We start from the raw sequence: 24945 nt of genomic DNA on the forward strand, positions 1-24945 counted from the left end.
GGGGTCTTCGCGCTGACGGGCGTGGCCACCGCACGGTACGGCGTGCGGCGGGCCTGCCGGGCGCGGGCGGCGGGCGGGTCGTCCGGCGCCGGTACGCGGTCCGGCGCCGGGCGGCGGGCGGAGCCCGTCAGTCCCGCAGGTCCGCGACGGCCCGGGCCAGCGCCGCGGGCACGTCGGGCACCAGCTGGTGCGCCGCGTCGCGCACCACATGACGGCCACCGACGACCGTGTGCCGCACGTCCGCCGCTGTCGCCGCGAATACCGCGGTCTCCGCGCCCAGCCGGGGCAGCGTCCCGGCGGTCCTGACGCTGTCCAGCGCGATCGTGGTGAGGTCGGCGAGCGCGCCGGCCTCGATGCGGCCGGCGTCGGGCCAGCCGAGGCCGGCGTGGCCGTCACCGGTGGCGGCGCGCAGCAGCGCGGCGGCGGTGAAGTGCCCCCGGGTGCGGCTGCGCAGGCGTTCGTCGAGTTCGGTGGCGCGGGCCTCCTCCAGGATGTCGATCACCGCGTGGCTGTCGCTGCCCAGGCTCAACGGGCAGCCCGCGGCGGCCAGTCGGGCGGCCGGGCCGATGCCGTCGGCCAGGTCGCGTTCGGTGGTGGGGCACATGCACACCGTCGCGCGGGCGTCGCCGAGCAGCCGGATGTCGCCGTCGGTGAGGTGGGTGGCGTGCACGGCGGTGGTGTGCGGTCCCCAGAAGCCGTGTCCGGCCAGCAGGGAGGCGGGGGTGCGGCCGTGCACCGCCAGGCACGCCTCGTTCTCGGCCGGCTGCTCCGACAGGTGCACGTGGGTGGGCACGCCCCGGGTGCGCTCGGCGAACGCGGTGTAGTCGTCGGCGGCGGAGAAGGCGCGCACCGAGTGCAGGGCGGCGCCGATCCGGGCGTGCGGGCGCGGGGTCAGGGCCGTCCAGCGGTCGTACCAGGCGTCGGCACCGCCGTCGCCGAACCGGCGCTGGACGCCTTCCAGCGGCCGGTGGCCCTCGGGGGTGAGGCCGCCGTGCAGGTAGGCGGTGTCGAGCAGGGTGATGCGCAGGCCGGCGTCGTCGGCGGCGGCGATCAGTGCCTCGCCCATGGCGTTGGGGTCGGCGTAGGGCGTGCCGTCGCCCTGGTGGTGCAGGTAGTGGAACTCCCCGACGCAGGTGATGCCGGCCAGTGCCATCTCGGCGTACACCGCGCGGGCCAGCGCGTGGTAGCTGTCGGGGGTGAGGCGGGCGGCGACGGAGTACATGGTCTCGCGCCAGGTCCAGAAGGTGCCGCTGCCGACCTGGACGGTGCCGCGCAGGGCGCGGTGGAAGGCGTGGGAGTGGGCGTCGGCCAGGCCCGGCAGGGTCAGGCCGCGCAGGATCTCGGCGCCGGGCGGCGGGGTCGCGGTGCCGGTGCGCACCTCGGCGACGCGGCCGTCGGCGCCGGCGGTGATCGCGACGCCGGGTTCGACGCGGTCGCCGAGCCAGGCGTGTTCGGCCCAGTAGGTCAGCGGCACGGCCGGTCCCCCTCGGTCGCAGAGGCGGCCGGCGCAGAGGTGACCGGCAGGTCGGTCGAAGGAGAGGCCGGCAGGTCGGGCGGAGGGGTGGCCGGTCCGGGGCGGGTCAGCGGCATGCCAGGCCCTCCAGCACGTCGGTGAGCGCGCCGACGCCGGCCAGGCAGTCGTCCTCGGCGGCGTTTTCGGCCGGGGAGTGCGAGACGCCGGTGGGGTTGCGCACGAAGAGCATGGCGGTGGGCACGGCGGCGGACAGGATGCCGGCGTCGTGTCCGGCGCCGGTGGGCAGCACGGGGGCGGGGCGGTCCGGGTCGCCGGTGAGCAGGGTGGCGACCCGGTCGCGCAGCGCGTGCTGGAACTCCACGACGGGGGTGAACGACTCGCGTTCCACGTGGACGCCGACGCCGTCGCGGTCGCCGCGTTCGCGGGCGGCGCGTTCCACCGCCTCGACGAGCGCGGTGAGGGTGGCCTCGTCGGCGGCGCGGGAGTCGAGCCAGCCGCGCACCAGCGAGGGGATGGCGTTGACGCCGTTGGGTTCGACGGCGACCTTGCCGAAGGTGGCGAGCGCGCCGGCCAGCCGGGCGCGTTTGCGGGCGGCCAGCACGGTGTTGGCGTAGGTCAGCATCGGGTCGCGGCGGTCTTCCAGCCGGGTGGTGCCGGCGTGGTTGGCCTCGCCGTGGAAGTCGAACCGCCAGCGGCCGTGCGGCCAGATGGCGGAGGCGACGCCGACCGGGTCGCCGGTGAGGTCGAGGGCGCGGCCCTGTTCGACGTGCAGTTCGACGAACGCGCCGATGCGGGCGAGGCGTTCGGGGTCGGCGCCGATGGCCTGCGGGTCGTGGCCGGCGCGTTCCATGGCCTGCGGCAGGCTGACGCCGTCGGCGTCGCGCAGCCGGCCGGCGTCCCGCGGGGTCAGGGCGCCGGAGGTCAGGCGGGAGCCGACGCAGGCCAGGCCGAAGCGGGCGCCCTCCTCGTCGCCGAAGTTGACGACGGCCAGCGGCCGGGTCGGCGCGGCGCCGCGGGCGCGCAGTTCGTCGACGGCGGCGAAGGAGGAGACCACGCCGAGCGGTCCGTCGAAGGCGCCGCCGTCCGGCACCGAGTCCAGGTGGGAGCCGGTGACGACGGCGTCGCCGGCCGCCGGGTCGCCCAGCCAGGCCCACTGGTTGCCGTTGCGGTCGCACTCGTAGGTCATGCCGCGGGCGGTGGCCTGGTCGCGGAACCAGGCGCGGCAGTCGGTGTCGGCGCCGGTCCAGGCGTACCGCCGGTAGCCGCCGGAGTCGGGGTGGCGGCCGACCGGTCGCAGGTCGCGCCACATCTCCTGGAAGGAGGTGGTCACTCGCCCTCCCGCATGGGCACGCGCACGGCGCGTTCGGCGGCGACCTCGTCGGCGCGGTCGTAGCCGGCGTCGACGTGCCGGATGACGCCCATGCCGGGGTCGTTGGTCAGGACGCGGCGGATCTTCTCGCCGGCCAGCGCGGTGCCGTCGGCGACGGTGACCTGGCCGGCGTGGATGGAGCGGCCCATGCCGACGCCGCCGCCGTGGTGGATGGAGACCCAGGAGGCGCCGGAGGCGACGTTGACCATGGCGTTGAGCAGCGGCCAGTCGGCGATGGCGTCGGAGCCGTCGAGCATCGCCTCGGTCTCGCGGTAGGGGGAGGCGACCGAGCCGCAGTCGAGGTGGTCGCGGCCGATGACGACGGGGGCGCTCAGCTCGCCGCTGGCGACCATGTCGTTGAAGCGCTCGCCGGCCTTGTCGCGTTCGCCGTAGCCGAGCCAGCAGATGCGGGCGGGCAGGCCCTGGAAGTGGACGCGTTCGCCGGCCATCTTCATCCAGCGGGCCAGCGACTCGTTCTCCGGGAACAGCTCCAGGATGGCGCGGTCGGTGGCGGCGATGTCCTTGGGGTCGCCGGACAGCGCGGCCCAGCGGAACGGTCCGCGCCCCTCGCAGAACAGCGGGCGGATGTAGGCGGGTACGAAGCCGGGGAAGGCGAACGCCCGGCTGTATCCGGCGAGTTGGGCCTCGCCGCGGATGGAGTTGCCGTAGTCGAAGACCTCGGCGCCGGCGTCCATGAAGCCGACCATGGCCTCGACGTGCCGCGCCATCGACTCGCGGGCCCGCAGGGTGAAGTCGGCGGGCTCGTCGCGGGCGAGGCGGGCCATGTCGGCGAAGTCCACGCCGGACGGCAGGTAGGCCAGCGGGTCGTGGGCCGAGGTCTGGTCGGTGACGATGTCGATCGGGGCGCCCATGGCGAGCATGCGCGGCAGCAGGTCGGCGGCGTTGCCCAGCAGGCCGATGGACAGCGGCTTGCGGGCGTCGCGGGCCTTGGTCGCCAGGTCCAGCGCGTGCTCGAGCGAGTCGGCCTTCACGTCGAGGTAGCGGTGTTCGATGCGGCGGTCGATGGCCCGCGGGTCGCAGTCGACGCAGATCACCACCCCGTCGTTCATGGTGACGGCCAGCGGCTGCGCGCCGCCCATGCCGCCGAGGCCGGCGGTGAGCGTGATGGTGCCGGCCAGCGTGCCGCCGAAGCGCTTGTTGGCGACGGCGGCGAACGTCTCGTAGGTGCCCTGGAGGATGCCCTGGGTGCCGATGTAGATCCACGAACCGGCGGTCATCTGGCCGTACATGGTCAGGCCGAGGGCCTCCAGGCGGCGGAACTCCTCCCAGTTGGCCCAGTCGCCGACCAGGTTGGAGTTGGCGATCAGCACGCGCGGCGCCCACTCGTGGGTGGTCATCACCCCGACCGGCCGGCCGGACTGCACGAGCATCGTCTCGTCCTGCTTGAGGTCGCGCAGCGTGCGGACCATGGCGTCGAAGGAGCGCCAGTCGCGGGCAGCCTTGCCGGTGCCGCCGTAGACCACCAGTTTGTCGGGGTGCTCGGCGACCTCGGGGTCGAGATTGTTCTGGAGCATGCGCAGGGCGGCTTCCTGCTGCCATCCGCGGGCGGTGAGCTGCGTGCCCCGGGGGGCGCGTACCGGACGGGGACCGGGTTGTGCGGCCGGTGCGGTCATGCGGGTCGCCTCCTCGCGGGATGGATGCCCGGTCCAGGGACTGGATCGGGCCATTCACATATTTCCCTTCTGAATACTTGTAGTCAACAGCGGGGCGCCCCCCGGTCGTGTCCGGCGGAGCGGGAATGCGCGGGCAGCGGCGTCCGGCGCGGTGAACGGGCGCTTGCCCGCCGGAGGTTGGGGGAGCGAGGCGCCCGAGCGTTCCGGCGGTCGGTTTCATCGGGACGTTTCGGTGACCCGGCCGGCTGCCGCACCGGGCGTCGCGAGCCCGCCGGGGCCCGCCACGGGCCCGGCTCCCGCGTGGTGCGGCGGCGGCCGCCACGTGACAGTGGGGGGATGCAGACCACGCGGCCGGACAGCGCGAACGCCACCGACGGGGAGATCCTTGCCAGGGACCGGTCCCTGGCCTTCCGGGCGGCGGTGGCGCAGGGGCTGGTGCCCCGGGAGCAGCCGGTCGTCGGGCTGCTGGACGTGACCGGGATCATCCGGTCGGCGGCGGCGCTGCGGGCGGCGTTCGCCACCCCCGGCGTCGAGGTCACCCACACCTTCGCGGTGAAGGCGGCCGCCCTGGTGCCGGTCCTGCGGCTGCTGCGCGACGCCGGCATCGGCTGCGAGGTGGCCTCCCCCGGCGAACTGGCGCTGGCCCGCGCCGCGCAGGTGCCGGCCGCGCTGATCGTGCTGGACTCGCCCGCCAAGACCCCGGACGAGCTGAGCCGGGCACTGGCGCTGGGCGTCGCGGTCAACGCCGACAACGCGCAGGAGCTGGACCGGCTGGACGCGGCGGTGGCCGCCCGGCCGACCGCCTCACCGCTGGGCGTGCGGGTCAACCCGCAGATCGGCGGCGGCAGCATCGGCGCGATGAGCACCGCGACGGCCACCTCGAAGTTCGGCGTGCCGCTGCGCGACCCGGGCGCCGAACGCTGGCTGCTGGACGCCTACGCCGCCCGCCCGTGGCTGACCCGGCTGCACTGCCACGTCGGCTCCCAGGGCTGCCCGCTGGAACTGATGGCGGCCGGCGTGCGCGCCGTGCACGACCTGGCGGAACGCGTCAACGCGGCGGCCGGGCGGCGCCAGGTCGACACCCTCGACATCGGCGGCGGCCTGCCGGTGGACTTCGGCTCCGACGAGGACTCCCCCGCCTTCGCCGACTACGCGGACCTGCTGCGCGCGCACGTGCCGGGACTGTTCGACGGGCGGTACGGCATCGTCACCGAGTTCGGCCGGTCGCTGCTGGCGAAGAACGGCAGCCTGCTCGCCCGGGTGGAGTACGCCAAGTCGGCCGGCGGCCGGCGGATCGCGGTCACCCACGCGGGCGCCCAGGTGGCCACCCGGACCGTCTTCGCGCCGGACGCCTGGCCGCTGCGGGTCGTCGCGCTGGACGGCACCGGGCACCCGAAGGACGGCGACCCGGTCGAGCAGGACGTCGCCGGCCCGTGCTGCTTCGCCGGCGACGTCGTCGCCCACGCCCGCCCGCTGCCGCCACTGGACCGCGGCGACCTGGTCGCCCTGCTGGACACCGGCGCGTACTACTTCTCCACGCACTTCTCCTACAACGCGCTGCCGCGCCCCGGCGTCCACGGCTACACCGTCGACCCGGACGGGGCGGTCCGCTTCGCCACCGTCCGCGCCCCGCAGACCCCGCGCGAGCTGACCGCCGAGTGCGGGGGCGGCTGGGCGGACTCCCTCAGCGCGCTGACCGGCGGCTGACCGGCGTACGGGGACGCGGCCGGGCCGGACGGCCGCGGCGCCCCGGGCCCGGCCGCTTGGGTCAGACGCGGGCCAGGGCCCGGCGGCGCGCTCCGCCCGGGCGGGCGTCACCGGCGGCGGGACCGGTCGTCAGCCAGCCGGGGACGGCGGCGGCGGCCGGTGAGCGGCGGGCGAACTCGGGGCGCACCCACAGCAGGACACCGTGGGCGCGTTCCCAGCGGCCCAGGCCGACCGCCTTCAGCCACAGCCCGGCGCCGACACCGGCCAGCAGCAGGCCCGCGGTGGCGGGCGCGCCGGCCGACGAGCCGATCGCCAGCACCAGCGCCACCGGGAACCACCAGCGCCGGTCGCGCCGCCAGACCCGCACGGTGACGGCCCGGTCCTGGAGGATCACCGACTTCCCGGCCCGGGAGGCGGCCGCGGCCAGCCGCCCGTAACGCTTGCGGCGGACGAGGAAGGCCACCGCCGCCGCGACCAGGAAGGCCGCCGCGCCGGCCAGCAGCCCGATCCGGCGCCCGGTGAATCCGGGCACGAAGACCCCCACCGCCGCCGACAGCACCCCCAGCCACCACCAGACGCGTCCGGCGGCCCGTACCGGCACAGCCACCCTGACCAGTGCGAACGACCTTGCCACGGCAGTCCTCCTCAGGTCGGCGCCGGCCACCGGGACCAACGCGATTCGCGAGGGAGGGTACGACCCCAGTCTCAGAATTGCCTGAGCGCCGCATGAGAGCGACGAACAACGCTCCGGTCACCCGTTCGGCGTAACCGGTGCGGTGCAGGCGACGGGGCGGTGTCGGGGGCGCCGGAGGTGGGGGCCGCGGCTTCAGCGGGGCGGCGTCGGCGTGGACAGCGGGGCAGCGGCTTCAGCGGCGGCGGCGCGGGCAGCGCGGGACGCGGGCCGGACGCCTCAGCGCGGCGGCGTCGGGCGGCGGCGGGTGAGGAGCACGGCCGCGCCGCCGAGCAGTACGGCGCCGCCGGCCAGCGAGAGCGGGCCGGCGTCCGGGCCGGCGCCGGTGTCGGCGAGGGCGGGGGCGGCGGACCCGGTGACGTGGACGGTGCACAGCTGGCCGGCGGTGGCGATGGTGGCGGTCGGGGCGTCGGTGCCGGGGGTGGCGTTGACGTAGAGGTAGTACTGGCCGTCCGGCAGCCATTCGACGTGGAAGGTGTGGACCGTGCCGGGCGCGGTGCCGGGCGGGAAGCGGTACGCGCCCAGCCGCGGGCCGGGCATGCCGGTGGCGAACCGCACGGTGAGCACGACGGCGTCCGGTGTGCCGCCGGCGCCGGTGTCGGTCACGGTGATGCGCGCGGTCCCGGTGGCGGCGTCACACGCGGCGGTCGGGGTGGCGGTCACGCTGCCGTCGCCGCGTTCGGCGGCCGACGCGCCGCCTGCCGCGAGCAGGGCGCCGGCGGCACCGAACGCGGCGGCCGTGGCCAGCCGGTGCTTGCACAACACGCAGTCTCCTCCAAGGTCGAGCCGGGGCGGCGGTCCCCACGCCCCGGGCCGGTGCCGCCCTGCGGTTCCACGTGCGACGGGGGAGGGACCCGGCACGGCGAAGATCACGGGGCAGCGGCGGACACAGCGTCATCATCCGACTTGATCATGTCAACTTCACCGGAGGTTTACGGAGTGCGACCCGCCAGTAACAACTGGCGACCGGGGCGCGGCGGGAGACGGTGGGCACTCCGCGCGGGCGGCAGCCGCCGAGTGCGGCCGGCGCTCAGCGCGGGCGGCACCCGCCGATGACGGCCCACCCGTCGTCAACTCCGCTCGCCGTCCGGCCCGTTGACCACGCGTCCCCGTCCGGCGAGGCGTCCGCACCGGCCGACCGCGCGTCCCCGTCCGGCGAGACGCCCGCACCGGCCGACCGCACGCCCCCGCCCGGCGACGCACCCGCGCCACCCCGTTCGACGGGTTCCGGCTCCTGCGGGTCGTCGGGGGTGGCCGCGGTGAGGTGGCGGGCGGCGACGGCGCGGTTGTAGCGGCCGAACATCGTGCCGAGGGTGCGCAGGTCCTCCGGCGTCCAGCCGGCGAGCAGGTCGGCGATGCTGTCGGTGCGCAGCCGGCGGACCGCCGCCATGCGGTCCAGGCCGTCGTCGGTGGGCGCCACGACGCTGCGCCGGCGGTCGGCGGGGTCCGGGGAGCAGGCGGCCAGGCCCGCGTTGCGCATGACGGCGACCTGGCGGCCGGCGGTGGAGGGGTCCACGCCGAGGGCGGCGGCGAGGGTGTTGATGTCCATCGGGCCGGCCGAGGCCAGGGTGCGCAGCGCCAGGTATTCGGCCCGATCGAGGGTGTCGCGGCTCTCGTCGCGCCGGTTCAGCAGCTCGAAGTGCCGTACCAGTACGGCCGTCTGATGCTCAATCACATCCAAGGCGCACTTTTCGGCCCGTGGCCGCCCGTCCTCGGCAGTCATCTGTCACTCACCAGATTATCGGTACGATACATTTGATTATCGGTATCTTACATCTATCTGGAAGGGGGCTGGATGGCCGACGGTTCGCGTGGCTGGACACGGGAGGTCTGGGACCGGGTGGTGGCGTCCGACCCGGGACTGAACCGGCTGCGGATGGCGCTCTCCGCGGCGCTCGCGATGGCGAGCACGATGGCGCTGGAATACGGCTTCGCCCGGGCGACGCACGCGGGGGCGCAGGGCACCCTCGTCGCGATGCTGCTGGGCACGATCATGGCCATGATGGGCTCGATGGCGCTGGCCGGCGCCGAGACCTGGCCCAAGGTACGCACCGCGGTGTTCTTCCCGGTGGCGATCGGCGCCGGCATGCTGATCGGCGTCAGCGTGACCGGACGCACCGACCTCATGCTCTGCGTCTTCGTGGCGGTCATGTTCGTGGCGGTCTACGTCCGCCGCTTCGGCATGCCGTTCTTCTTCTACGGCTTCATGCTGTGGATGGGTTACTTCTTCGCCGCCTTCCTCGGCGCGACGGTCTCCGCGGTGCCGTCCATGCTGGAGGCGGTCTGCGTCGCCACCGCGTGGGTGCTGCTGCTGGCGTGCACGGTGCTGCGCACCAACACCCGGCGCACGCTGGGCCGGGTGCGGCGGGCGTTCGGCGCGCGGGCCCGGGCGGTGGCCCGGGCGTGCGCCGACCTGCTGGAGGCCGACCGGGCCGACGCCCGGCGCCAGGAGCGGTTGCGCCGCACCCTGCATGCTCGCCAACTGCGCCTCGCCGAGGCCGCGTTGATGATCGAGGGCTGGTCCGCCGAGCCCGGCGCGCTGCCGGCCGGCGCCGGTCCCGCGCTGCGCCGCAGGCTGCTCGACGCGCACCTGGCGGTGGACGCGCTGGCGGTCTCCGCCGAGGCGCTGGCCACCGAGGGCGGCCCGATGGTGGCCCCCGCCGCCCGAATAGCCGGGCTGGTCGCCCGCCGCGAGTACGCGGCCGCCGAGGCGCTGGCCCGCCCGCTGCTGACCGCACCGGGCAGCGACACCCCCGGTCGGCCCGCCGGCCCGTCCTTCGACGCCGCCGGCCACCTGGACGACGCGGCCTTCGACGCCCCCGGCGCCCCGCAGCCCGGCGAGCCCGGCGACAACACCGGCACCGCGGGGGACGGGCACTGGCCGGCGCATCATCTGGCCGCCGCCGTGGTGGAGTTCACCACGCTGTCCGCCGAACCCCCGCTCACCCGGACCGCGCCGGCCGCACGCAGCGGGCCCGGGGCCGGCGACAGCGCGGAGGACGCGGTGCTGGTCGCGGAGTCGGTGGGCGAGTACGAGCCCACCCTCACCCTGATCCAGGGCATGCTGCCCGGGTCCGCCTCGGTGGCCGGCGACGTCAAGGCCCGCGGCCACCACTGGAACCCGCTCAGCCGCAGCTCGCTGGTCACCCGGCAGGCGATCCAGGTCGCGGTGGCCGGCACCCTGGCGATCATCGCCGGGCGCGAGCTGTCCGAAGCGCGTTACTACTGGGCCGTGCTGGCCGCCTTCATCGCGTTCGCGGGCACCGCGACGCGTTCGGAGACCACCATCAAGGCGGCCAACCGGGTCGGCGGCACCCTGGTCGGGCTCGGCGCCGGCATCGGCCTGGCCCACCTGACCGCCGGGCACACCTACTGGGTGCTGGCGGTCATCGTGGCCAGCATGTCGTGCGGCTTCTACCTGGTGAACATCTCGTACGGCTCGATGATCTTCTTCGTCACGATCATGGTCTCGCAGCTGTACAGCGTGCTGCACGAGTTCTCCGCCGGACTGCTGGTGCTGCGCCTGGAGGAGACCTCGATCGGCGCGGCGATCGGCATCGGGGTGGCGATCGTGGTGCTGCCCACCAGCACCCGCGACACCGTCTCCACCGCGCGGCAGCGGTACTTCGCCGCGCTCAGCGACGTGCTGCGCGCCTGCGCCCGCCGGCTGGAGCCGGCCACCGCGACCGCGAACGGCCCGGTCGGCGAGGACGGGACGGTCCGCGTCGGAGCGCCGGTCCGCGACCAGGCGGGCGCCGACGCCGAACTGGAGGCGCTGACCCGGACCCTGGACCACCGGTTGCAGCAACTGGCGCTGGTGGCAAGGCCGTTGACCCGCCCGTTGGTCTGGCGCAACGATCCGCGGCAGGTACGGCACCGGCTGACGCTGTTCGCCTCGGTGACCCGGCACACCCGGGCGCTGGCGCTGGCGCCGCGGCGGCTGCCGGAGGCGGCGCACGACGACTCGCTCGCGGTGGCCACCCGGTCGCTGGCGGAGGCGGCCGGCGTGCTGGCCGGCGAACCGCCGGCCCAGGGCCGGCCCGCGCCGGACGTGGCGAGCCGGCTGACCGCCGCCGACGCCGCGTTGTTCGCCCACCGGCCGCGCTGCGCACCCGCCGCGCTGCCGCCGGTGAGCCGTCCGCTCCACCACCTGCGGCAACTGCTGCACGAACTCGCCCTGGTCCCGGGCACGCTGGCGGTCCCGCCGGCCCCCGCGCCGGCGCCGGCCGCCGGGGCGGTCCGCCGGGCGGGCACCGCGGACCTGGCCGTCCTCGGCCTGGTGCGCGGCAGCGCGGGCCTGCCGGTCGCGGGCGCCGCGATCGCGGTGACCGAGGACGACGGCCGGCAGTCCGGGCGGACGGTGACCGGCGAGGACGGCCGGTTCGCGCTGGACGTGCCGGGTCCGGGGACGTACCTGCTGATCGGTTCCGCCGAGGGCCACGCGCCGCAGGCGGTCACCGTGGTGGTCCGGACCCGCAGCGCCGACGTCAGCCTGCTGCTGGCCAGCCGCGGCGGCGTGGCCGGCACGGTGCTGGACGCGGCGGCCGGCACCCCGGTGGCCGGTGCGGAGCTGACGGTGGACGGTGAGCGGGACCGCCCGGCGCGGACCGCGGTGACCGGCGCGGACGGCGGCTACCACGTCGACGGTCTGCCGCCCGGCCGCCACACGCTGACGGTACGGGCCGGCGGCCGCCGGGTGACGGCGCTGCCGGTGGACGTGCCGCGTCCGGCGGACGGTACGGCGGCCGACGGGGTGCCGCCGGTGCGGTGCGACGTGCGGCTGGCGCCGGGCGCCCGGGTCGGCGGCACGGTACGCGGCCGGTCCGGCGCACCGGTGCCGCAGGCCCGCGTCACGCTGATCGACGGCGCCGGGGCGATGATCGGCTCGGCGACGACCGACGGTCAGGGCCGGTTCGCGCTGGCCGACGTGGCCCCGGGCGACTACACGATGATCACCCGCACCCACACCTGCGGCACGCACCCGCCGGCGGCCGAGCCGCTGTCGGTGCGCGAGGACGGTGCCGAGGGGCTCGACCTGCGGCTCGGCGGAACGCGGTCGAAGGACTGACGGTCCGAGGGCCGGCGGGCGCGGGACTCACCCTCCGAGGACCGACGGCCGAGGAACCGACCGGTCAAGGACCGGCGCACCACACCGTACGACCGTCCCACCGGGTTCGACGGTCGGTCGGCCCCCGGCATCCCCGCCGGCCGGCCCCCGACCGTCGAACCCGGCCGGCCCCGCACCCGTACCGCGGGCCCCGGGCAACGCGGGCCCCGGTCGGCCCCGCGCCCGCCGCGCCTGCCACCGCCGGCCCCGCACCCGTACCGCCGCCGTACGCGGCCCCTGCGACGCCATCCCGCCCCGGTCCCCGTTCACTCCACGAACAGGGCGCGTTCCGACGCGCGGGCGTCGAACTCCTCCAGCCGGGCCTGGGCGTCCGGCAGGTCGTCGCACATCGACTCCAGCAGCACCCGGCCCAGCATCATCGCGGCGCACGGGGTGTCGAAGACCAGCGCGGTGCCCACCGCGGCCGGCAGCAGCAGGTCGGAGTGGGCGGCGACCGGCGCGAACGAGCTGTCGGCGACCGTCACCACCGTCAGCCCCCGCTCCTTGGCGTACCGCAGCGCCTCGACCACCTCGCGCGGGTGCCGGGGCAGCGCGAAGCACAGCAGCACGCCGGCGCCGGCCCGCACCGCCGCGTCGATCCGGTCGGTCAGCATGGTGCCGCTCTCGTCGAGCAGCCGGACGTCGGGGTGGACCTTGGCGGCGAAGTAGGCGAAGCCGCGGGCCTGGGCGGCGGCGGCCCGCAGGCCCAGCACCGGCAGCGGGCGGGAGGCGGCCAGCAGCTTGCCGGCCCGCTCGACCGGCTCGGGGTCGGCCAGCAGCGCGGCCAGGTGCTGGAGGTTGTCGATCTCGGCCCGCACCGCCTGCTGGTACTCGTTGTACGTCTCCTCGCGCACCGGGAGGCCGGCCGCCGGGGCGACGTCGCGCAGGTGGCGGCGGAGCGCCGGGTAGCCGTCGAAGCCCAGCGCGACCGCGAACCGGGTGACGGAGGGCTGGCTGACGCCGGCGAGTTCGGCGACCTCCACGCTCGACAGGAACGGCGCGTCGGCGGCCCGCCGGACCAGGCAGTGCGCGATCCGGCGCTGGGTCGGCGTGAGCCGGTGCCCGTCGAACAGCTGCATCAACCGGGCCGCTCCCCCGTCCTGTGTCGCCATCGTTCCTCCTGGCCGGCGTCCGCTTCGTGGCGCATTCAGCGTGCCACGATTGTGCATGACTCCATACAGCCGGGCCAGGGGCCGCCGTGCGGCCGGGCCGGGGACGACGAAGGGCCGGACCCCGCCGACTGGCGGTGTCCGGCCCTCGCCGTCGCGGCGGTACCCCGCGGGGGCCGTCGCGTCACTATGTCGTGCCCCGGGACGGACCGCTCACGCCGTCCGTTCCGGGGCCGGCCCGGGACCCGTTACGGGACCCGCACCTCGGTCGCGACGTCCGCCACGGGGGCGGCCTTCACCTGGTCGGCGCGGCCGGGCCACCAGGCGGCGTGCCCGATGAGCGCGGTGAGCGACGGGGTGAAGAACATCGCCATCACGAACGCGGACACCAGGATGCCGAAGGAGACCGCGAAGCCCATCTCGGTCAGCAGCGAGTTGCCCGACAGCGTCAAGGTGGCGAAGGTCGCGGCCAGGATGAAGCCGGCGGCGGCCACCGTGGGACCGGCGTGCCGCAGCGCCTCGGCCGCGGCCTCGCGTGGTTCGCGGCCCTCCCGGGCCTCTTCGCGCAGCCGGGCGATCATCAGGATGTTGTAGTCCGTTCCGATCGCCACCACGAACAGGTACATGATCATCGGCAGCAGGAACATCAGGCCGCCGGAGTTGGAACCGCGCTGGAAGAGCAGCGTGGTGGCGCCCAGCGTCGCGGCGAAGCCGAGACCCACCGACGCCATCAGGTACCAGGGCGCGACGATGCTGCGCAGCAGCAGGCCCAGGATGAGCATGATGAGGATCGCGGCGACCGGGAAGACGACCTTGTAGTCGTGGTCCTGGGCGGTCTGGATGTCGGCGAAGACCGAGGTCTCACCGCCGACCAGCGCCTTGGTCCCGGCCGGCGCGGCGTGGTGGGCCGAGTCGCGCAGCCCGCTCATCGCGTCGATCGCCTGCCCGGAGGAGGCCGCGTACTTCAGCGACAGGTTGACCTCGGCGGTCCTGCCGTCCTTGCTGAACTGGGTCGGACCCTGGAGGCCGGCGACGCCGGCGTCCTTGGTCAGGCCCTGGGCGAACGCGTCGGCCGCGGCGTGGTCCACCGGCGCGGAACTGGTGGAGGTCAGCAGCACCTGGGTGGGGTCGGCGGCGCCGGCCGAGTAGGCCTTCACCATCTCGTTCTGCACGACCATCGACTCGACGGTCTTCGGCATGGAGCCGGACGACAGGTCGAAGGAGGCCTTGAAGCCGAACGCGCCGATGGCCAGCGCCACCATGATCACACCGGAGACCGCGGCCATCACGGCCGGCCGGCGGCGGACCGCCTGGCCGAACGAGGCGAAGCGGGTGCCGGTCGGTTCGGACTGCCACGCCTTCGACGGCCAGAACAGCTTGCGGGGCTTCATGGTGGCCAGCAGCGCCGGGAAGAGCGTCAGGCCGGCGACCAGCGTGACGGCCACCAGGATGGCCAGCGCCGGGCCGAGCTGGGTGAAGAAGCCCAGCGAGCACAACGTGAGCGCGAGGAACGCGATGATGACCGCGCCGGCCGCGGAGGCGATGGCCTCGCCGACCCGCCCGACCGCGTGGATCATCGCCTCCTCGTGGTCGTCGCCGGCCCGCAGCCGTTCCCGGTAGCGGAACATCAAGAACAGGAAGTAGTCGGTGCCGACCCCCAGCAGCACCACCACCAGCAGGGCCGACAGCGAGTTGTTGGCCTGGAGCCCGAAGACCTTGGTGGCGTCGGCTATCAGCCCGCTCGCGGTGGTGTAGTCGAGCGCCATCAGCAGCACCAGCGGCAGGATCGCGATCAGTGGCGACCGGAAGATGATCAGCAGCGTGATGATGATCAGACCGAGAGAGGCCGCCAGTGACAAGGCGGTCGAGGTCTGCGACGCGTCCTGCGCGTCCAGCGCCTGCGCCGCCTGGCCACCGATCTTGGCGGTCAGGCCGTGCGCGGACGCCAGCGGCTTGATGTCGGTGCGCAGCGTCTTGGCGGCGGTGCTCTGCGAGGGTTGTCCGACGCTCTTGGCGTTCATCTGGACCAGGCCGAGCGTGTACTTCAGGTCCTTCGACGGCCCGCCGGGCAGCACCTTCTCCACCTGCGAGATGTGCTTGGCGGCCAGCTGCTGGTCGACCTGCGCGGTCGCGGCGAGGTCGGCCTTGGTCAGCGCGGCGCCGTCGGAACGCGAGTAGAGGATCAGCGCCGACGGCGTGAACGCGGCCGGGAACGCCCTGCCCTGGAGAGTGCCCGCCTGGATGGACTCATAGCTCTTGGGCAGGAAGCTCGACTCGTCGCTGCTGGACGGGAGGCTGGGTGCGGTCATCGAGATGGCGACGGCGGCTATGACCCACGCCACGATCGTCCAGTATTTGTGGCGCACGACGAAGCGCCCGATGGAATAGAACATTTCCGGGACTGCCCTCCAAGGCAGGACGTGTCATCGCCACCCTTCGGAGCGGACCCGGGTATCGGCGACGCCGGTACTGCCGCTTAAGGGGAACGACGACCGGCTGACTGGGCGGATTTCCTGAACATCGTAGGAAGCTTAATTGACGACCGGCAAGTTTGGATCGCCGCCCCGAAAAACTCTAGGGCGATCCGGCCATCCGGCCAGGTCAGCCCCGGCCGCCGGAGCCCTCGCCGGACGGCCCCTCCAGCGGCGGCAGCAGCTTCTTCAGCGGCTTTCCCATGGCGTTTCGGGGCAGTTCGGGCAGGAAACGCACGATACGCGGGCGTTTGTGGGCGGACAGGTGGTCGGAGACGAAGCCGATCAGGTCCTGCTCGCTCACCCCGTCGGCCACCACGTACGCCATGATCTGCTGGCCCAGGTCCGGGTGCGGGGCGCCGACCACCGCGGCCTCGCGCACCGCGGGATGGTCCAGCAGCGCGTTCTCCACCTCGCCGGCGCCGATCCGGTAACCGCCCGACTTGATCAGGTCGGTGGAGGCGCGGCCGACGATGCGGTGGACACCGTCCGGTTCGATCACCGCCATGTCGCCGGTGCGGAACCAGCCGTCGGCGGTGGCCGACGCGGCGGTGGCCTCCGGGCGGTTGAGGTAGCCGTCGAACAGCGTGGCGCCGCTGACGTGCAGTTCGCCGACGCTCACGCCGTCGTGCGGCACCGGCGAGCCGTCCTCGCCGGCCAGCCGGGTGCGCACCCCGGTGATCGGCAGGCCCACCGCGCCGGGCCGGCGGTCGCCGGCCGCCCGGGTGCTGACCGTGATGAGCGTCTCGGTCATGCCGTACCGCTCCACCGGCGACTGCCCGGTCAGCGCGGCCAGGTCACGGAAGACCGGCGCCGGCAAGGGGGCGCTGCCGGACACCAGCAGACGTGCCCCGGCCAGTTCGCGCGCCGCGGCCGGGTCGGCGGCCACCCGGGACCACACCGTGGGCACGCCGAAGTACAGGCTGCCGCCGGCCGCCGCGTACGCCTGCGGCGTCGGCCGCCCGGTGTGCACCACCCGGCTGCCGGTCCGCAGTGCGCCCAGCAGGCCGAGCACCAGGCCGTGCACGTGGAACAGCGGCAGCCCGTGCACCAGCGTGTCGTCCGCCGTCCACTCCCACGCCTCGGCCAGCCCGTCCAGGCAGGCGGCGATCGCCCGCCGCGACATCAGCGCGCCCTTCGGCGGCCCGGTCGTGCCGGAGGTGTACAGCACCAGCGCGGTCGCGTCCGCGGCCGGCTCCTTCCCGCCGAACTCGCCGCGCTCCGCCGGGTCGACGGCCAGCGTCGCCACCCCGCCGAAGACGTCGTCCGGCTCGCCCACCCCGTGCAGGACGAGGGCCGCGCCGCTGTCGGACAGCACGTGGCCGCGTTCGGCCGGACCGGAGTCCGGCGCCAGCGGCACCACCGGCACGCCCGCCAGCAGCCCGGCCACCACCGCCACCGCGGTGTGCGGCGCCGCGGTCGCGTTCACCGCCACCGCCGGCGCCCCCGCGATCCGCGCCGCCACCGCCCGCGCCGCGCCCAGCAGTTGCTCGTACGACATCGCGTACCCGTCGATCACCACGGCGTCCGCCCGGTCGGCGTCCCTCGCACCCAACGCGGTCAGCGGTTCCATTCGGGATTCCCTCCGGGGGTCGGTCTTCGTCAACGGGTCGCGCGGGCCCGGGACTTCGGGGTTACGTCAGGTCCGGTACGGCAGGTCCGGTACGGCAGGTCGCGGGTCTTCCGCGTTGTTCCGGGCCTTCCGCGTCACGGGTCCGGCACGACGGTACCGGCAGGGCGGGTGGCATTCGGCGCGAACCCGCGGGCGGGGCGGGGGCGGGCGCCCGGGTGAAGGCGGGGGTTAGCCCTACTGCCCCCGCGGCGGCGGGGACATAGCGTGGCCGTATGAGTACGCCGTCGGACCATGAGCTGGGCAAGGAGCTCCACGCGACCCTGCGGGCCCGCAAGGAGTTGGGACCGGAGTACGAGAGCGAGTTGATCGAGTCGTTCCTGGAGAAGGCGGCGGCCCGGCTCGACAGCCAGGTCCAGAGCCGGGTGCGCCGCGAGCTGGCGCAGCAGCAGACCTCGACCGCCCGGGTGGCCACCCGTTCCGGCCCCCGCGGCTTCGGCGACGGCGACGGGGGCCGCGACCGGCGGTTCGGCCTCGCCGCGGTGTCGCTGGTGCTGGCCGTCCCGCTCTCCGCGATCGGCGCGACCAACGACCACCTGGCGGGCCTGCTCGTCACCTGGGCCGGCATCGTCGCCGTCAACGTCGCCCACGCGCTGGGCACCGCGCTCCCCGCCAGGCTGGCCCGCGACCGCGACCGCGGTGAGTCCGGCGGGCAGAGCTCCGACTGGGACTGACCCCCGCGGGGGTCGGGGCGGGGGCGCGTGCGCGGCGGCAACGGCGGCTTCCGCATGAACGGCGGCTTCCGCCTGAGGTGGCTCGCCCGTGGAGCGGCTTCCGCCTGAGGTGACTCGGGGCGGGCGGACCTCACCGGGGGTGCCGCCGACGGGACTTGACGAGGTGTGACCCGTCCGGGAAAGGACCCGCTCCGGCGCCGTCCGTGCGGCGGGCCGTCGTTCGGTCGGTCCCGGAGCACCACCCGGCCGTGATCGTCAGCGCGCCGTCCGTACGCGAGTGGGCCCCCGGCGCTCCGTGGACTTCGCACGCGCGCCCACGTCTGTCGGTGGACGACGACGCGTCAATAGGGTGGGGACCGCCGCACCACGGCGCGAGCGCCGGGGCGGGACGACGGCGGTCCCCACCGGGGACGCGGGGGCCGGGTCAGGGCCGGCCGGGCGCGTCCGGGGCAGCGATGGAGGTCCGGGAGCCGCTCCGTCTGTCCTCGCTGCCGACAACCACCAATCTGCCGGATCCGTGTTAAGCGCGTGCTGCGTATGCGTGACGCTCTCGTTTTCTGTGCGGGAATCCGGGCCGGCGCCCGTTTTCCGTGCGGGAATCCAGGCCGTCGGCGCCCGCGCGGGACGCGGGCCGCCCGGTGTCGCCGGGGTCGACCGGGCCGCGCGGCCGGTGAGCCGACCCGCCGGCAAGTCGCCCAACGCTGAAGCCGCCGTTCAGAACGGTAAGGCGGGGATTCACACCTGATGGGCGCGGATGTCATGTTCTCGCCATGACGGATTCCGGGTGGCCGACCCCCTTGAGGTGCGGCGGAGCGCGAACACACGATGTTCCCGACCCGGCCGGGCCCCCACTCCATCCCTCCGCACCCCGCAGGAGACACGCATGGGCATGAACTCAGGCGTCAGAGGCAAGCTCGCCAAGGGCAAGGTCGCGGCCGCGGGCCTGCTGCTCGCCGCCGCACTCGTCCCGGCGAGCGCCGGCACCTCCGTCGCCGCGGCCACCTTCGGTCCGCAGAGCCACGGCACCCACTACGCCGACAGCATCTGGGGCGGCTACGCCGTCTCCGGCTCCGACGGCGAGTTCACCAAGATCAGCGGTTCGTGGACCGAGCCCAGCGTCACCTGCAACTCCACCAACGACCTGTTCGCTCCCTGGGTCGGCATCGACGGCTACGGCACCGAGACCGTCGAGCAGACCGGCGTGCAGACCGACTGCTCCAGCGGCAAGCCGGTGCTGTCGGCCTGGTACGAGATGTACCCGGCCAGCCCGGTGTACTGGAGCAACGCGGTCTCGCAGGGCGACAAGATCACCGCGTCGGTGGTGGCCAGCGGCAAGAGCTACACGCTGACGCTGAGCGACACCACCAAGAGCTGGACGAAGACGGTCACCAAGTCCCTCAGCAGCGCGGAGAACGCCACCGCCGAGGCCGTCATCGAGTCGCCGACCGGCAGCTACCCGTCGTTCAGCAAGCTGAGCTTCACGGGCATCACGGTCAACGGCAACTCGTTCTCCACCTACGACCCGGACGCCCTGGTCTCCGGCGGCTACGGCCCGAGCACGCTGAGCGGCGGGTCGTTCAACATGACCCCGGGCTTCAACGGCGTCAAGGCCGGCGCGACCCACGCCACCGAGCCGGCCGCGGCCCCGGGCACGATCCGCTACTGAGGCGCCCGCACGGCGGCACGCCACCGCTGACGCCACCGCGCCGGCGCTGACAGCGCCACACCGCCGCCGGCGTCACCGCATCAGCGCCGAGGCGGTCCGGTTCATCCCTGGCGGGGACCGGACCGCCCCGGCGCGTTCGCGTGCGGGGCCGGGCGGCGGGGCACCGGTGCCGTACGGACCGGTGCCCGGCGACGGGCGGGCGGCGCGGGGTTACCGGGCTTCCTGGGCCAGGTACGCCAGCAGGTCCTGGCGGCTGACGACGCCGCGGGGCTTGCCCTCGACGAGGACGACCGCGGCGTCGGCGTCCTGCAGGACCGCCATCAGGTCGGCGACCGGTTCACCGGAGCCGACCAGCGGCAGCGGCGCGGACATGTGCTTGCCGAGCGGGTCGCCGAGGTCGGCGCGCTTGGTGAACAGCGCGTCGAGCAGCTCGCGTTCGACGACCGAGCCGACGACCTCGGCGGCCATGACGTCCGGGTGGCCGGCGCCGGGCTTGACGATCGGCATCTGGGAGACGCCGTACTCGCGCAGCACCTCGATGGCCTGGCCGACCGTCTCGTCCGGGTGCATGTGCACCAGTTCGGGGATGTGGCCGCCGCGGTTGAGCAGGACGTCGGAGACCCGGGAGGCGTGGCTGTCGTCCTCCAGGAAGCCGTAGTCGGCCATCCACTCGTCGTTGAAGATCTTGCTGAGGTAGCCGCGGCCGCTGTCCGGCAGCAGTACCACGACGACGTCGTCCGGGCCGAGGCCCTCGGCGACCCGCAGCGCGGCGACCACCGCCATCCCGCAGGAGCCGCCGACCAGCAGGCCCTCCTCCTTGGCGAGGCGGCGGGTCATCTGGAAGGAGTCCTTGTCGGAGACCGCCACCACGCCGTCGGCGATGTCCGGGTCGTAGGCGGACGGCCAGAAGTCCTCACCGACGCCCTCGACCAGGTACGGGCGCCCGGAACCGCCCGAGTAGACCGAGCCCTCCGGGTCGGCGCCGACGACCTGGACGCGGCCGTCGGAGACCTCCTTGAGGTAGCGGCCGGTGCCGCTGATCGTGCCGCCGGTGCCGACGCCCGCCACGAAGTGCGTGATGCGCCCCGCGGTCTGCTCCCACAGCTCAGGACCGGTGGTCTCGTAGTGCGAGCGCGGGTTGTTGGGGTTGCTGTACTGGTCCGGCTTCCAGGCGCCCGGCGTCTCGCGGACCAGCCGGTCGGAGACGTTGTAGTACGAGTCGGGGTGCTCGGGGTCGACGGCGGTCGGGCAGACCACCACCTCGGCGCCGTAGGCCCGCATGACGTTGATCTTGTCGGACGAGACCTTGTCCGGGCAGACGAAGACGCAGCGGTAGCCCTTCTGCTGCGCGACGATGGCCAGGCCGACGCCGGTGTTGCCCGAGGTGGGCTCCACGATGGTGCCGCCGGGCTGGAGCTCGCCGGACTTCTCGGCCGCCTCGATCATGCGCACGGCGATGCGGTCCTTGGCGGATCCGCCCGGGTTGAAGTACTCGACCTTGGCCAGCACCGTGGCCTGGATCCCGGCCGTGACGCTGTTGAGCCTCAGCAGCGGGGTGTTGCCGATGAGACTGATCATCGAGTCGTGATACTGCACGACATCCTCCGGATGTTTCCCTGTGTGTGGTGCGAAGCCTAGGTGGTTTCTCCCGGAGCATCGCGCGGATCGCGGTTTGTAGCGGAACGCGATCACACCGCCGGGCGTTCCCCGGACCTCCCCCCGGACCGGCCCGACCCCCGCGAAGGCCCCCGCACCGGGCCGCTCCCGGACTCCCCCGGGCCGGCCCCGCCCCCGCGGTCGGCCCGCCAGCAGCGGCACCGCGAGGAGGCAGGTGACCGCCGCGGTGCCGCCGTGGATGCCGAGCACCGCGTACCGGGGGCCGCCGGCACCAGCAGGAGCAGCACCCCGGTGGCGAGGTCGCGGACCGCCTCGACGTACAGCCCCGACCGGAGGGCCGGGTCGCCGGCGACGAGACGCCGTCGCCGCTGCGGGCGGCGTTCGGGGAGTCCGTGGCGGCGCTGGGCGCCGGCCGGGAGCGGGTGGAGGCGCTCGCGGAGGTGACGTGGGGGGCGCTGCACGGGATGGCCGTCCTGACCCAGGACGGCCGCATTCCGGCGGCCGGCCGGGCGGAACGGCTGGACCTGCTGGTCACCCGGTTCGCCGACCCCGATCAGCCCGGTTCACCGGCGGGTCCGCAGCCCGGATGACCGGCGCGTTCGCCGCCCGGGCCGCCCCATCCGTCACCCGGTTCACCGGCATCCCTCGGCCCGGGAAGCCGTCCGAAGGGTGTCTGATGCGTTCATGACGGGCGCCAGCGGGCAACAAGCTCACTAGAGGCTTGAGAGGACGGGGTGCCATGTCGAGGGCAAGGGTGGCACGGCGGATCGCGGCAGCCGCAGCGTACGGCGGCGGCGGGATCGGCCTGCTGGGCGGAGCCGCGGTGGGGCTGCTGCTGACGGAGGCGCGCTGGGCGCGCAGCACGATCGGTACCTGCAACGAGGACCCGCCGGTGGCGGACGGCCGCTACGGCGCGTTCCTGGCCGGCGCGGACCCCGGCGCGGCCGACGGCGAGCCGATGACGGACACGGCCGGGGACCCGGGCGGCGTCCCGCTGCGGATGGCGTTCCTCGGCGACTCGACGGCCGCCGGGTTCGGCGTGCACCGCGCCGGTGAGACGCCGAGCGCCCTGCTGGCCTCCGGGCTGGCCGCGGTCGCCGAACGGCCGGTGGAGCTGGCCAACGTCGCGCTGTCCGGCGCGACCTCCGAGGACCTGCCCCGGCAGACCGCGCTGCTGGCGGACCGGATGCCGTCGCCGGACGTCTGCGTGATCATGATCGGCGCCAACGACGTGACGGAACGGATGCCGCCGGCGGTCTCGGTGCGGCACCTGGCGGCGGCGGTGAGCACGCTGCGGGCGACCGGGGCGCAGGTGGTCGTCGGCACGTGCCCGGACCTGGGCACCATCGAACCGGTCCGGCAGCCGCTGCGCTGGATCGCCCGGCGGCTGAGCCGCCAGCTGGCCGCCGCGCAGACCATCGCGGTGGTGGGCCTGGGCGGCCGGACGGTGTCGCTGGGACAACTGCTGGGCCCGGAGTTCGCCGCCCGGCCGCGCGAGATGTTCGGCCCGGACAGCTACCACCCGTCGGCGGCCGGTTACGCCACCGCCGCGATGGCGGTGCTGCCGACGCTGTGCGCGTCGCTGGGCCTGTGGCCGGACGACGCCCGCCCGGCCGGGGCGCTCGACGCCGCCGACACGGTCACCACGATGACGGTGGAACGGGCGGCGGCCGCCGCGGCGGCGGAGAGCGGCACCGAGGTCGTCGCGGCCGCCCACGCCACCGGGGACGCCGTCCCGCCCGCGACAACCCCCGACAGCGCCCGCCGCGCCCCCTGGGCACTCCTGCGGGTCCGCCGCGGCCGCGGCGTCGCCACCTCCCCGGAAGGCTCCCTCACCGCGGGGTGAGAGGGCCGGGTCGGGGGGCGGTATTGCTTCGGCGCCCGGTGCGATGGCTGGGGTCGGCGTTGCTTCGGCGCCCGGTGCGGTGGCCGGCGCTGCGATCCTCCGCGCCCGGTGCGATGGCCGGCGTGAGCGTTGCTTCGGCGCCCGGTGCGATGGCCGGCGCTGCGATCCTCCGCGCCCGGTGCGATGGCCGGCGTGAGCGTTGCTTCGGCGCCCGGTGCGATGGCCGGCGCTGCGATCCTCCGCGCCCGATGCGATGGCTGGGGTCGGCGTGGCTTCGGTGCCCGGTGCGATGGACGGCGCTGCGATCCGTGGCCGGCGTCAACCCCACCGCCCCCGCCGAAGCCCCGCAGGGGTGACGTGCGGCACGCGGACGGGAGCTGGCCGGAGGGGAGGCGCTAAGCGTACGCTTAGTAACCACGGTGCCGAGGGGTGCCGTGACCCGCCGGACAGCCGACCCACGGAGTGCGCGATGCCCGAAGCCGTAATCGTCTCAACCGCCCGGTCCCCGATCGGGCGGGCGTTCAAGGGATCGCTGAAGGACCTGCGCCCGGACGACCTGACGGCCACGATCATCCGGACCGCGCTGGCCAAGATCCCCGAGCTGGACCCGAAGGACATCGACGACCTGATGCTGGGCTGCGGTCTGCCCGGCGGCGAGCAGGGCCACAACCTGGGCCGGATCGTCGCGGTGGAGATGGGCATGGACCACCTGCCCGGTTGCACGGTCACCCGGTACTGCTCGTCGTCGTTGCAGACCACCCGCATGGCGATGCACGCGATCAAGGCCGGCGAGGGCGATGTGTTCATCTCGGCCGGTGTCGAGATGGTCTCGCGCAGCGTCAAGGGCACCTCCGACGGCATGCCGGAGACCCACAACCCGCTGTTCGCCGACGCCGAGGCCAGGACCGCGGCCCGCGCGCAGACCGGCGGCGCCGACTGGCACGACCCGCGCGAGGACGACCAGGTCCCGGACCCGTACATCGCGATGGGCCAGACCGCGGAGAACCTCGCCCGGCTCAAGGGCGTCACCCGCCAGGACATGGACGAGTTCGGCGTGCGGTCGCAGAACCTCGCGGAGAAGGCGCTCGCCGACGGCTTCTGGCAGCGCGAGATCACCCCCGTGACGCTGCCGGACGGCACCGTGGTGTCGAAGGACGACGGTCCGCGGGCCGGCGTCACGCTGGAGGGCGTGCAGGGCCTCAAGCCGGTCTTCCGCCCCGACGGCCTGGTCACCGCCGGCAACTGCTGCCCGCTCAACGACGGCGCCGCCGCCCTGGTCGTCATGTCCGACACCAAGGCGCGCGAGCTGGGCCTGACCCCGCTGGCCCGGGTGGTCTCCACCGGGGTGTCCGGGCTGTCGCCGGAGATCATGGGCCTGGGCCCGGTCGAGGCCAGCAAGCAGGCGCTGCGCCGCGCCGGGCTGACCATCGGCGACATCGACCTGGTCGAGATCAACGAGGCGTTCGCCGCGCAGGTCATCCCGTCCTACCGGGACCTGGGCGTCGACCTGGACAAGCTCAACGTCAACGGCGGCGCGATCGCGGTCGGCCACCCGTTCGGCATGACCGGCGCCCGGATCACCGGCACGCTGATCAACTCCCTCCAGTGGCACGACAAGCAGTTCGGCCTGGAGACGATGTGCGTCGGCGGCGGTCAGGGTATGGCCATGGTGATCGAGCGCCTGAGCTGATCGGCGAAAGCCCCATAACGATCCCCCGGACCGGGAAACCGGCCGGGGGATCGCTGTCTTCGCAGGTCACAGCGGAGGCGTACGGTATGGGGCGGCGGGTCGCAGCGGACCGGGGTGTCCCTTTCGTGACATCCCGCACTGCGAAGGCCAAGGGTTTCACGGCAGAGTGTGCCCTGGGAGCGAAGTTCCACCGTCCACAGGAGCCGGCCAGCCGTCGGAGCCGCGGCCCCCGCCGCCGCCGGCCCCCACCTCCAGGAGAA

17 protein-coding genes are annotated in these 24945 nt (G+C 74.6%); 7 read left to right on the forward strand and 10 right to left on the reverse strand.

Annotated features, from left to right (window positions below; all coding sequences use genetic code 11):
* Nucleotides 1–127: 127 nt before the first annotated feature.
* The 3 genes from POF43_RS21350 to hutU all read right to left on the reverse strand — a co-directional run bounded on the left by POF43_RS21350 (nucleotide 128) and on the right by hutU (nucleotide 4477).
* Nucleotides 128–1474 (reverse strand): formimidoylglutamate deiminase, encoded by a 1347-nt coding sequence (locus POF43_RS21350; protein ID WP_271323755.1) that lies wholly within the window; start codon nucleotides 1472–1474, stop codon nucleotides 128–130.
* A gap of 106 nt (nucleotides 1475–1580) precedes the next feature.
* The gene (locus POF43_RS21355) at nucleotides 1581–2783 is read right to left on the reverse strand and encodes an allantoate amidohydrolase (RefSeq protein ID WP_271323758.1); all 1203 of its coding nucleotides are present in this window, start codon (nucleotides 2781–2783) and stop codon (nucleotides 1581–1583) included.
* A 17-nt stretch (nucleotides 2784–2800) separates the two neighbouring features.
* Nucleotides 2801–4477, reverse strand: a complete 1677-nt coding sequence (gene hutU, locus POF43_RS21360; protein ID WP_271316621.1) for a urocanate hydratase — start codon at nucleotides 4475–4477, stop codon at nucleotides 2801–2803.
* A 336-nt stretch (nucleotides 4478–4813) separates the two neighbouring features.
* Between hutU and POF43_RS21365 the strand changes: the two genes are divergently transcribed.
* Nucleotides 4814–6184 (forward strand): type III PLP-dependent enzyme domain-containing protein, encoded by a 1371-nt coding sequence (locus tag POF43_RS21365; RefSeq protein WP_271323756.1) that lies wholly within the window; start codon nucleotides 4814–4816, stop codon nucleotides 6182–6184.
* Between the two features lie 61 nt (nucleotides 6185–6245).
* Here the strand turns inward: POF43_RS21365 and POF43_RS21370 are convergent, their stop codons facing one another.
* The 3 genes from POF43_RS21370 to POF43_RS21380 all read right to left on the reverse strand — a co-directional run bounded on the left by POF43_RS21370 (nucleotide 6246) and on the right by POF43_RS21380 (nucleotide 8550).
* Nucleotides 6246–6818, reverse strand: a complete 573-nt coding sequence (locus POF43_RS21370) for a hypothetical protein (RefSeq protein WP_271323757.1) — start codon at nucleotides 6816–6818, stop codon at nucleotides 6246–6248.
* A 276-nt stretch (nucleotides 6819–7094) separates the two neighbouring features.
* Nucleotides 7095–7640 carry a hypothetical protein gene (locus POF43_RS21375; RefSeq protein WP_271323884.1) on the reverse strand — a complete coding sequence of 182 codons (546 nt, stop codon included), beginning with the start codon at nucleotides 7638–7640 and terminating at the stop codon, nucleotides 7095–7097.
* 265 nt (nucleotides 7641–7905) lie between these two features.
* Nucleotides 7906–8550: a MarR family winged helix-turn-helix transcriptional regulator gene (locus tag POF43_RS21380; protein WP_271323885.1), complete on the reverse strand. Its 645-nt coding sequence runs from the start codon at nucleotides 8548–8550 to the stop codon at nucleotides 7906–7908.
* Between the two features lie 120 nt (nucleotides 8551–8670).
* Here POF43_RS21380 and POF43_RS21385 point away from each other — a divergent pair, with 120 nt between their 5' ends.
* Complete coding sequence (locus tag POF43_RS21385; RefSeq protein WP_271323886.1) at nucleotides 8671–11943, forward strand: carboxypeptidase regulatory-like domain-containing protein; 3273 nt, start codon at nucleotides 8671–8673, stop codon at nucleotides 11941–11943.
* 305 nt (nucleotides 11944–12248) lie between these two features.
* Here the strand turns inward: POF43_RS21385 and POF43_RS21390 are convergent, their stop codons facing one another.
* The 3 genes from POF43_RS21390 to POF43_RS21400 all read right to left on the reverse strand — a co-directional run bounded on the left by POF43_RS21390 (nucleotide 12249) and on the right by POF43_RS21400 (nucleotide 17135).
* Complete coding sequence (locus POF43_RS21390) at nucleotides 12249–13094, reverse strand: MurR/RpiR family transcriptional regulator (protein WP_271315345.1); 846 nt, start codon at nucleotides 13092–13094, stop codon at nucleotides 12249–12251.
* A gap of 245 nt (nucleotides 13095–13339) precedes the next feature.
* The gene (locus POF43_RS21395) at nucleotides 13340–15484 is read right to left on the reverse strand and encodes an MMPL family transporter (RefSeq protein ID WP_271323887.1); all 2145 of its coding nucleotides are present in this window, start codon (nucleotides 15482–15484) and stop codon (nucleotides 13340–13342) included.
* A gap of 208 nt (nucleotides 15485–15692) precedes the next feature.
* Complete coding sequence (locus tag POF43_RS21400) at nucleotides 15693–17135, reverse strand: acyl-CoA synthetase (RefSeq protein ID WP_271323888.1); 1443 nt, start codon at nucleotides 17133–17135, stop codon at nucleotides 15693–15695.
* Nucleotides 17136–17407: 272 nt separating this feature from the next.
* On the opposite strand from POF43_RS21400, the gene POF43_RS21405 reads away from it, so the two are divergent.
* Together POF43_RS21405 and POF43_RS21410 are read left to right on the forward strand one after the other, a co-directional pair.
* Entirely contained in the window at nucleotides 17408–17866 is a 459-nt protein-coding gene (locus POF43_RS21405; protein WP_271317804.1) for a hypothetical protein, read from the forward strand.
* Nucleotides 17867–18749: 883 nt separating this feature from the next.
* The gene (locus tag POF43_RS21410; protein WP_271317803.1) at nucleotides 18750–19532 is read left to right on the forward strand and encodes a G1 family glutamic endopeptidase; all 783 of its coding nucleotides are present in this window, start codon (nucleotides 18750–18752) and stop codon (nucleotides 19530–19532) included.
* A 210-nt stretch (nucleotides 19533–19742) separates the two neighbouring features.
* Here POF43_RS21410 and POF43_RS21415 read toward each other — a convergent pair whose 3' ends face one another.
* Nucleotides 19743–21128, reverse strand: a complete 1386-nt coding sequence (locus POF43_RS21415; RefSeq protein WP_271317802.1) for a cystathionine beta-synthase — start codon at nucleotides 21126–21128, stop codon at nucleotides 19743–19745.
* Nucleotides 21129–21541: 413 nt separating this feature from the next.
* On the opposite strand from POF43_RS21415, the gene POF43_RS21420 reads away from it, so the two are divergent.
* The 3 genes from POF43_RS21420 to POF43_RS21430 all read left to right on the forward strand — a co-directional run bounded on the left by POF43_RS21420 (nucleotide 21542) and on the right by POF43_RS21430 (nucleotide 24685).
* Nucleotides 21542–21739, forward strand: a complete 198-nt coding sequence (locus tag POF43_RS21420; RefSeq protein ID WP_271322425.1) for a hypothetical protein — start codon at nucleotides 21542–21544, stop codon at nucleotides 21737–21739.
* Between the two features lie 149 nt (nucleotides 21740–21888).
* On the forward strand, nucleotides 21889–22995 hold the full coding sequence (locus tag POF43_RS21425; RefSeq protein ID WP_271322424.1) for an SGNH/GDSL hydrolase family protein: 1107 nt from the start codon (nucleotides 21889–21891) through the stop codon (nucleotides 22993–22995).
* Between the two features lie 469 nt (nucleotides 22996–23464).
* Nucleotides 23465–24685, forward strand: a complete 1221-nt coding sequence (locus tag POF43_RS21430) for an acetyl-CoA C-acetyltransferase (protein ID WP_271312757.1) — start codon at nucleotides 23465–23467, stop codon at nucleotides 24683–24685.
* Nucleotides 24686–24945 lie beyond the last annotated feature (260 nt).

Origin of the sequence: Streptantibioticus silvisoli (assembly GCF_027947535.2) — a bacterium.
Lineage (GTDB): Bacteria > Actinomycetota > Actinomycetes > Streptomycetales > Streptomycetaceae > Streptantibioticus_C > Streptantibioticus_C silvisoli.

What these genes read in the sequence shown, in the direction of transcription:
- POF43_RS21355 (WP_271323758.1), bottom strand. Translation starts at nt 2,783, where the DNA reads ATGTGGCGCGACCTGCGACCGGTCGGCCGCCACCCCGACTCCGGCGGC.
- hutU (WP_271316621.1), bottom strand. Translation starts at nt 4,477, where the DNA reads ATGACCGCACCGGCCGCACAACCCGGTCCCCGTCCGGTACGCGCCCCC.
- POF43_RS21365 (WP_271323756.1), top strand. Translation starts at nt 4,814, where the DNA reads ATGCAGACCACGCGGCCGGACAGCGCGAACGCCACCGACGGGGAGATC.
- POF43_RS21385 (WP_271323886.1), top strand. Translation starts at nt 8,671, where the DNA reads ATGGCCGACGGTTCGCGTGGCTGGACACGGGAGGTCTGGGACCGGGTG.
- POF43_RS21390 (WP_271315345.1), bottom strand. Translation starts at nt 13,094, where the DNA reads ATGGCGACACAGGACGGGGGAGCGGCCCGGTTGATGCAGCTGTTCGAC.
- POF43_RS21395 (WP_271323887.1), bottom strand. Translation starts at nt 15,484, where the DNA reads ATGTTCTATTCCATCGGGCGCTTCGTCGTGCGCCACAAATACTGGACG.
- POF43_RS21400 (WP_271323888.1), bottom strand. Translation starts at nt 17,135, where the DNA reads ATGGAACCGCTGACCGCGTTGGGTGCGAGGGACGCCGACCGGGCGGAC.
- POF43_RS21405 (WP_271317804.1), top strand. Translation starts at nt 17,408, where the DNA reads ATGAGTACGCCGTCGGACCATGAGCTGGGCAAGGAGCTCCACGCGACC.
- POF43_RS21410 (WP_271317803.1), top strand. Translation starts at nt 18,750, where the DNA reads ATGGGCATGAACTCAGGCGTCAGAGGCAAGCTCGCCAAGGGCAAGGTC.
- POF43_RS21425 (WP_271322424.1), top strand. Translation starts at nt 21,889, where the DNA reads ATGTCGAGGGCAAGGGTGGCACGGCGGATCGCGGCAGCCGCAGCGTAC.
- POF43_RS21430 (WP_271312757.1), top strand. Translation starts at nt 23,465, where the DNA reads ATGCCCGAAGCCGTAATCGTCTCAACCGCCCGGTCCCCGATCGGGCGG.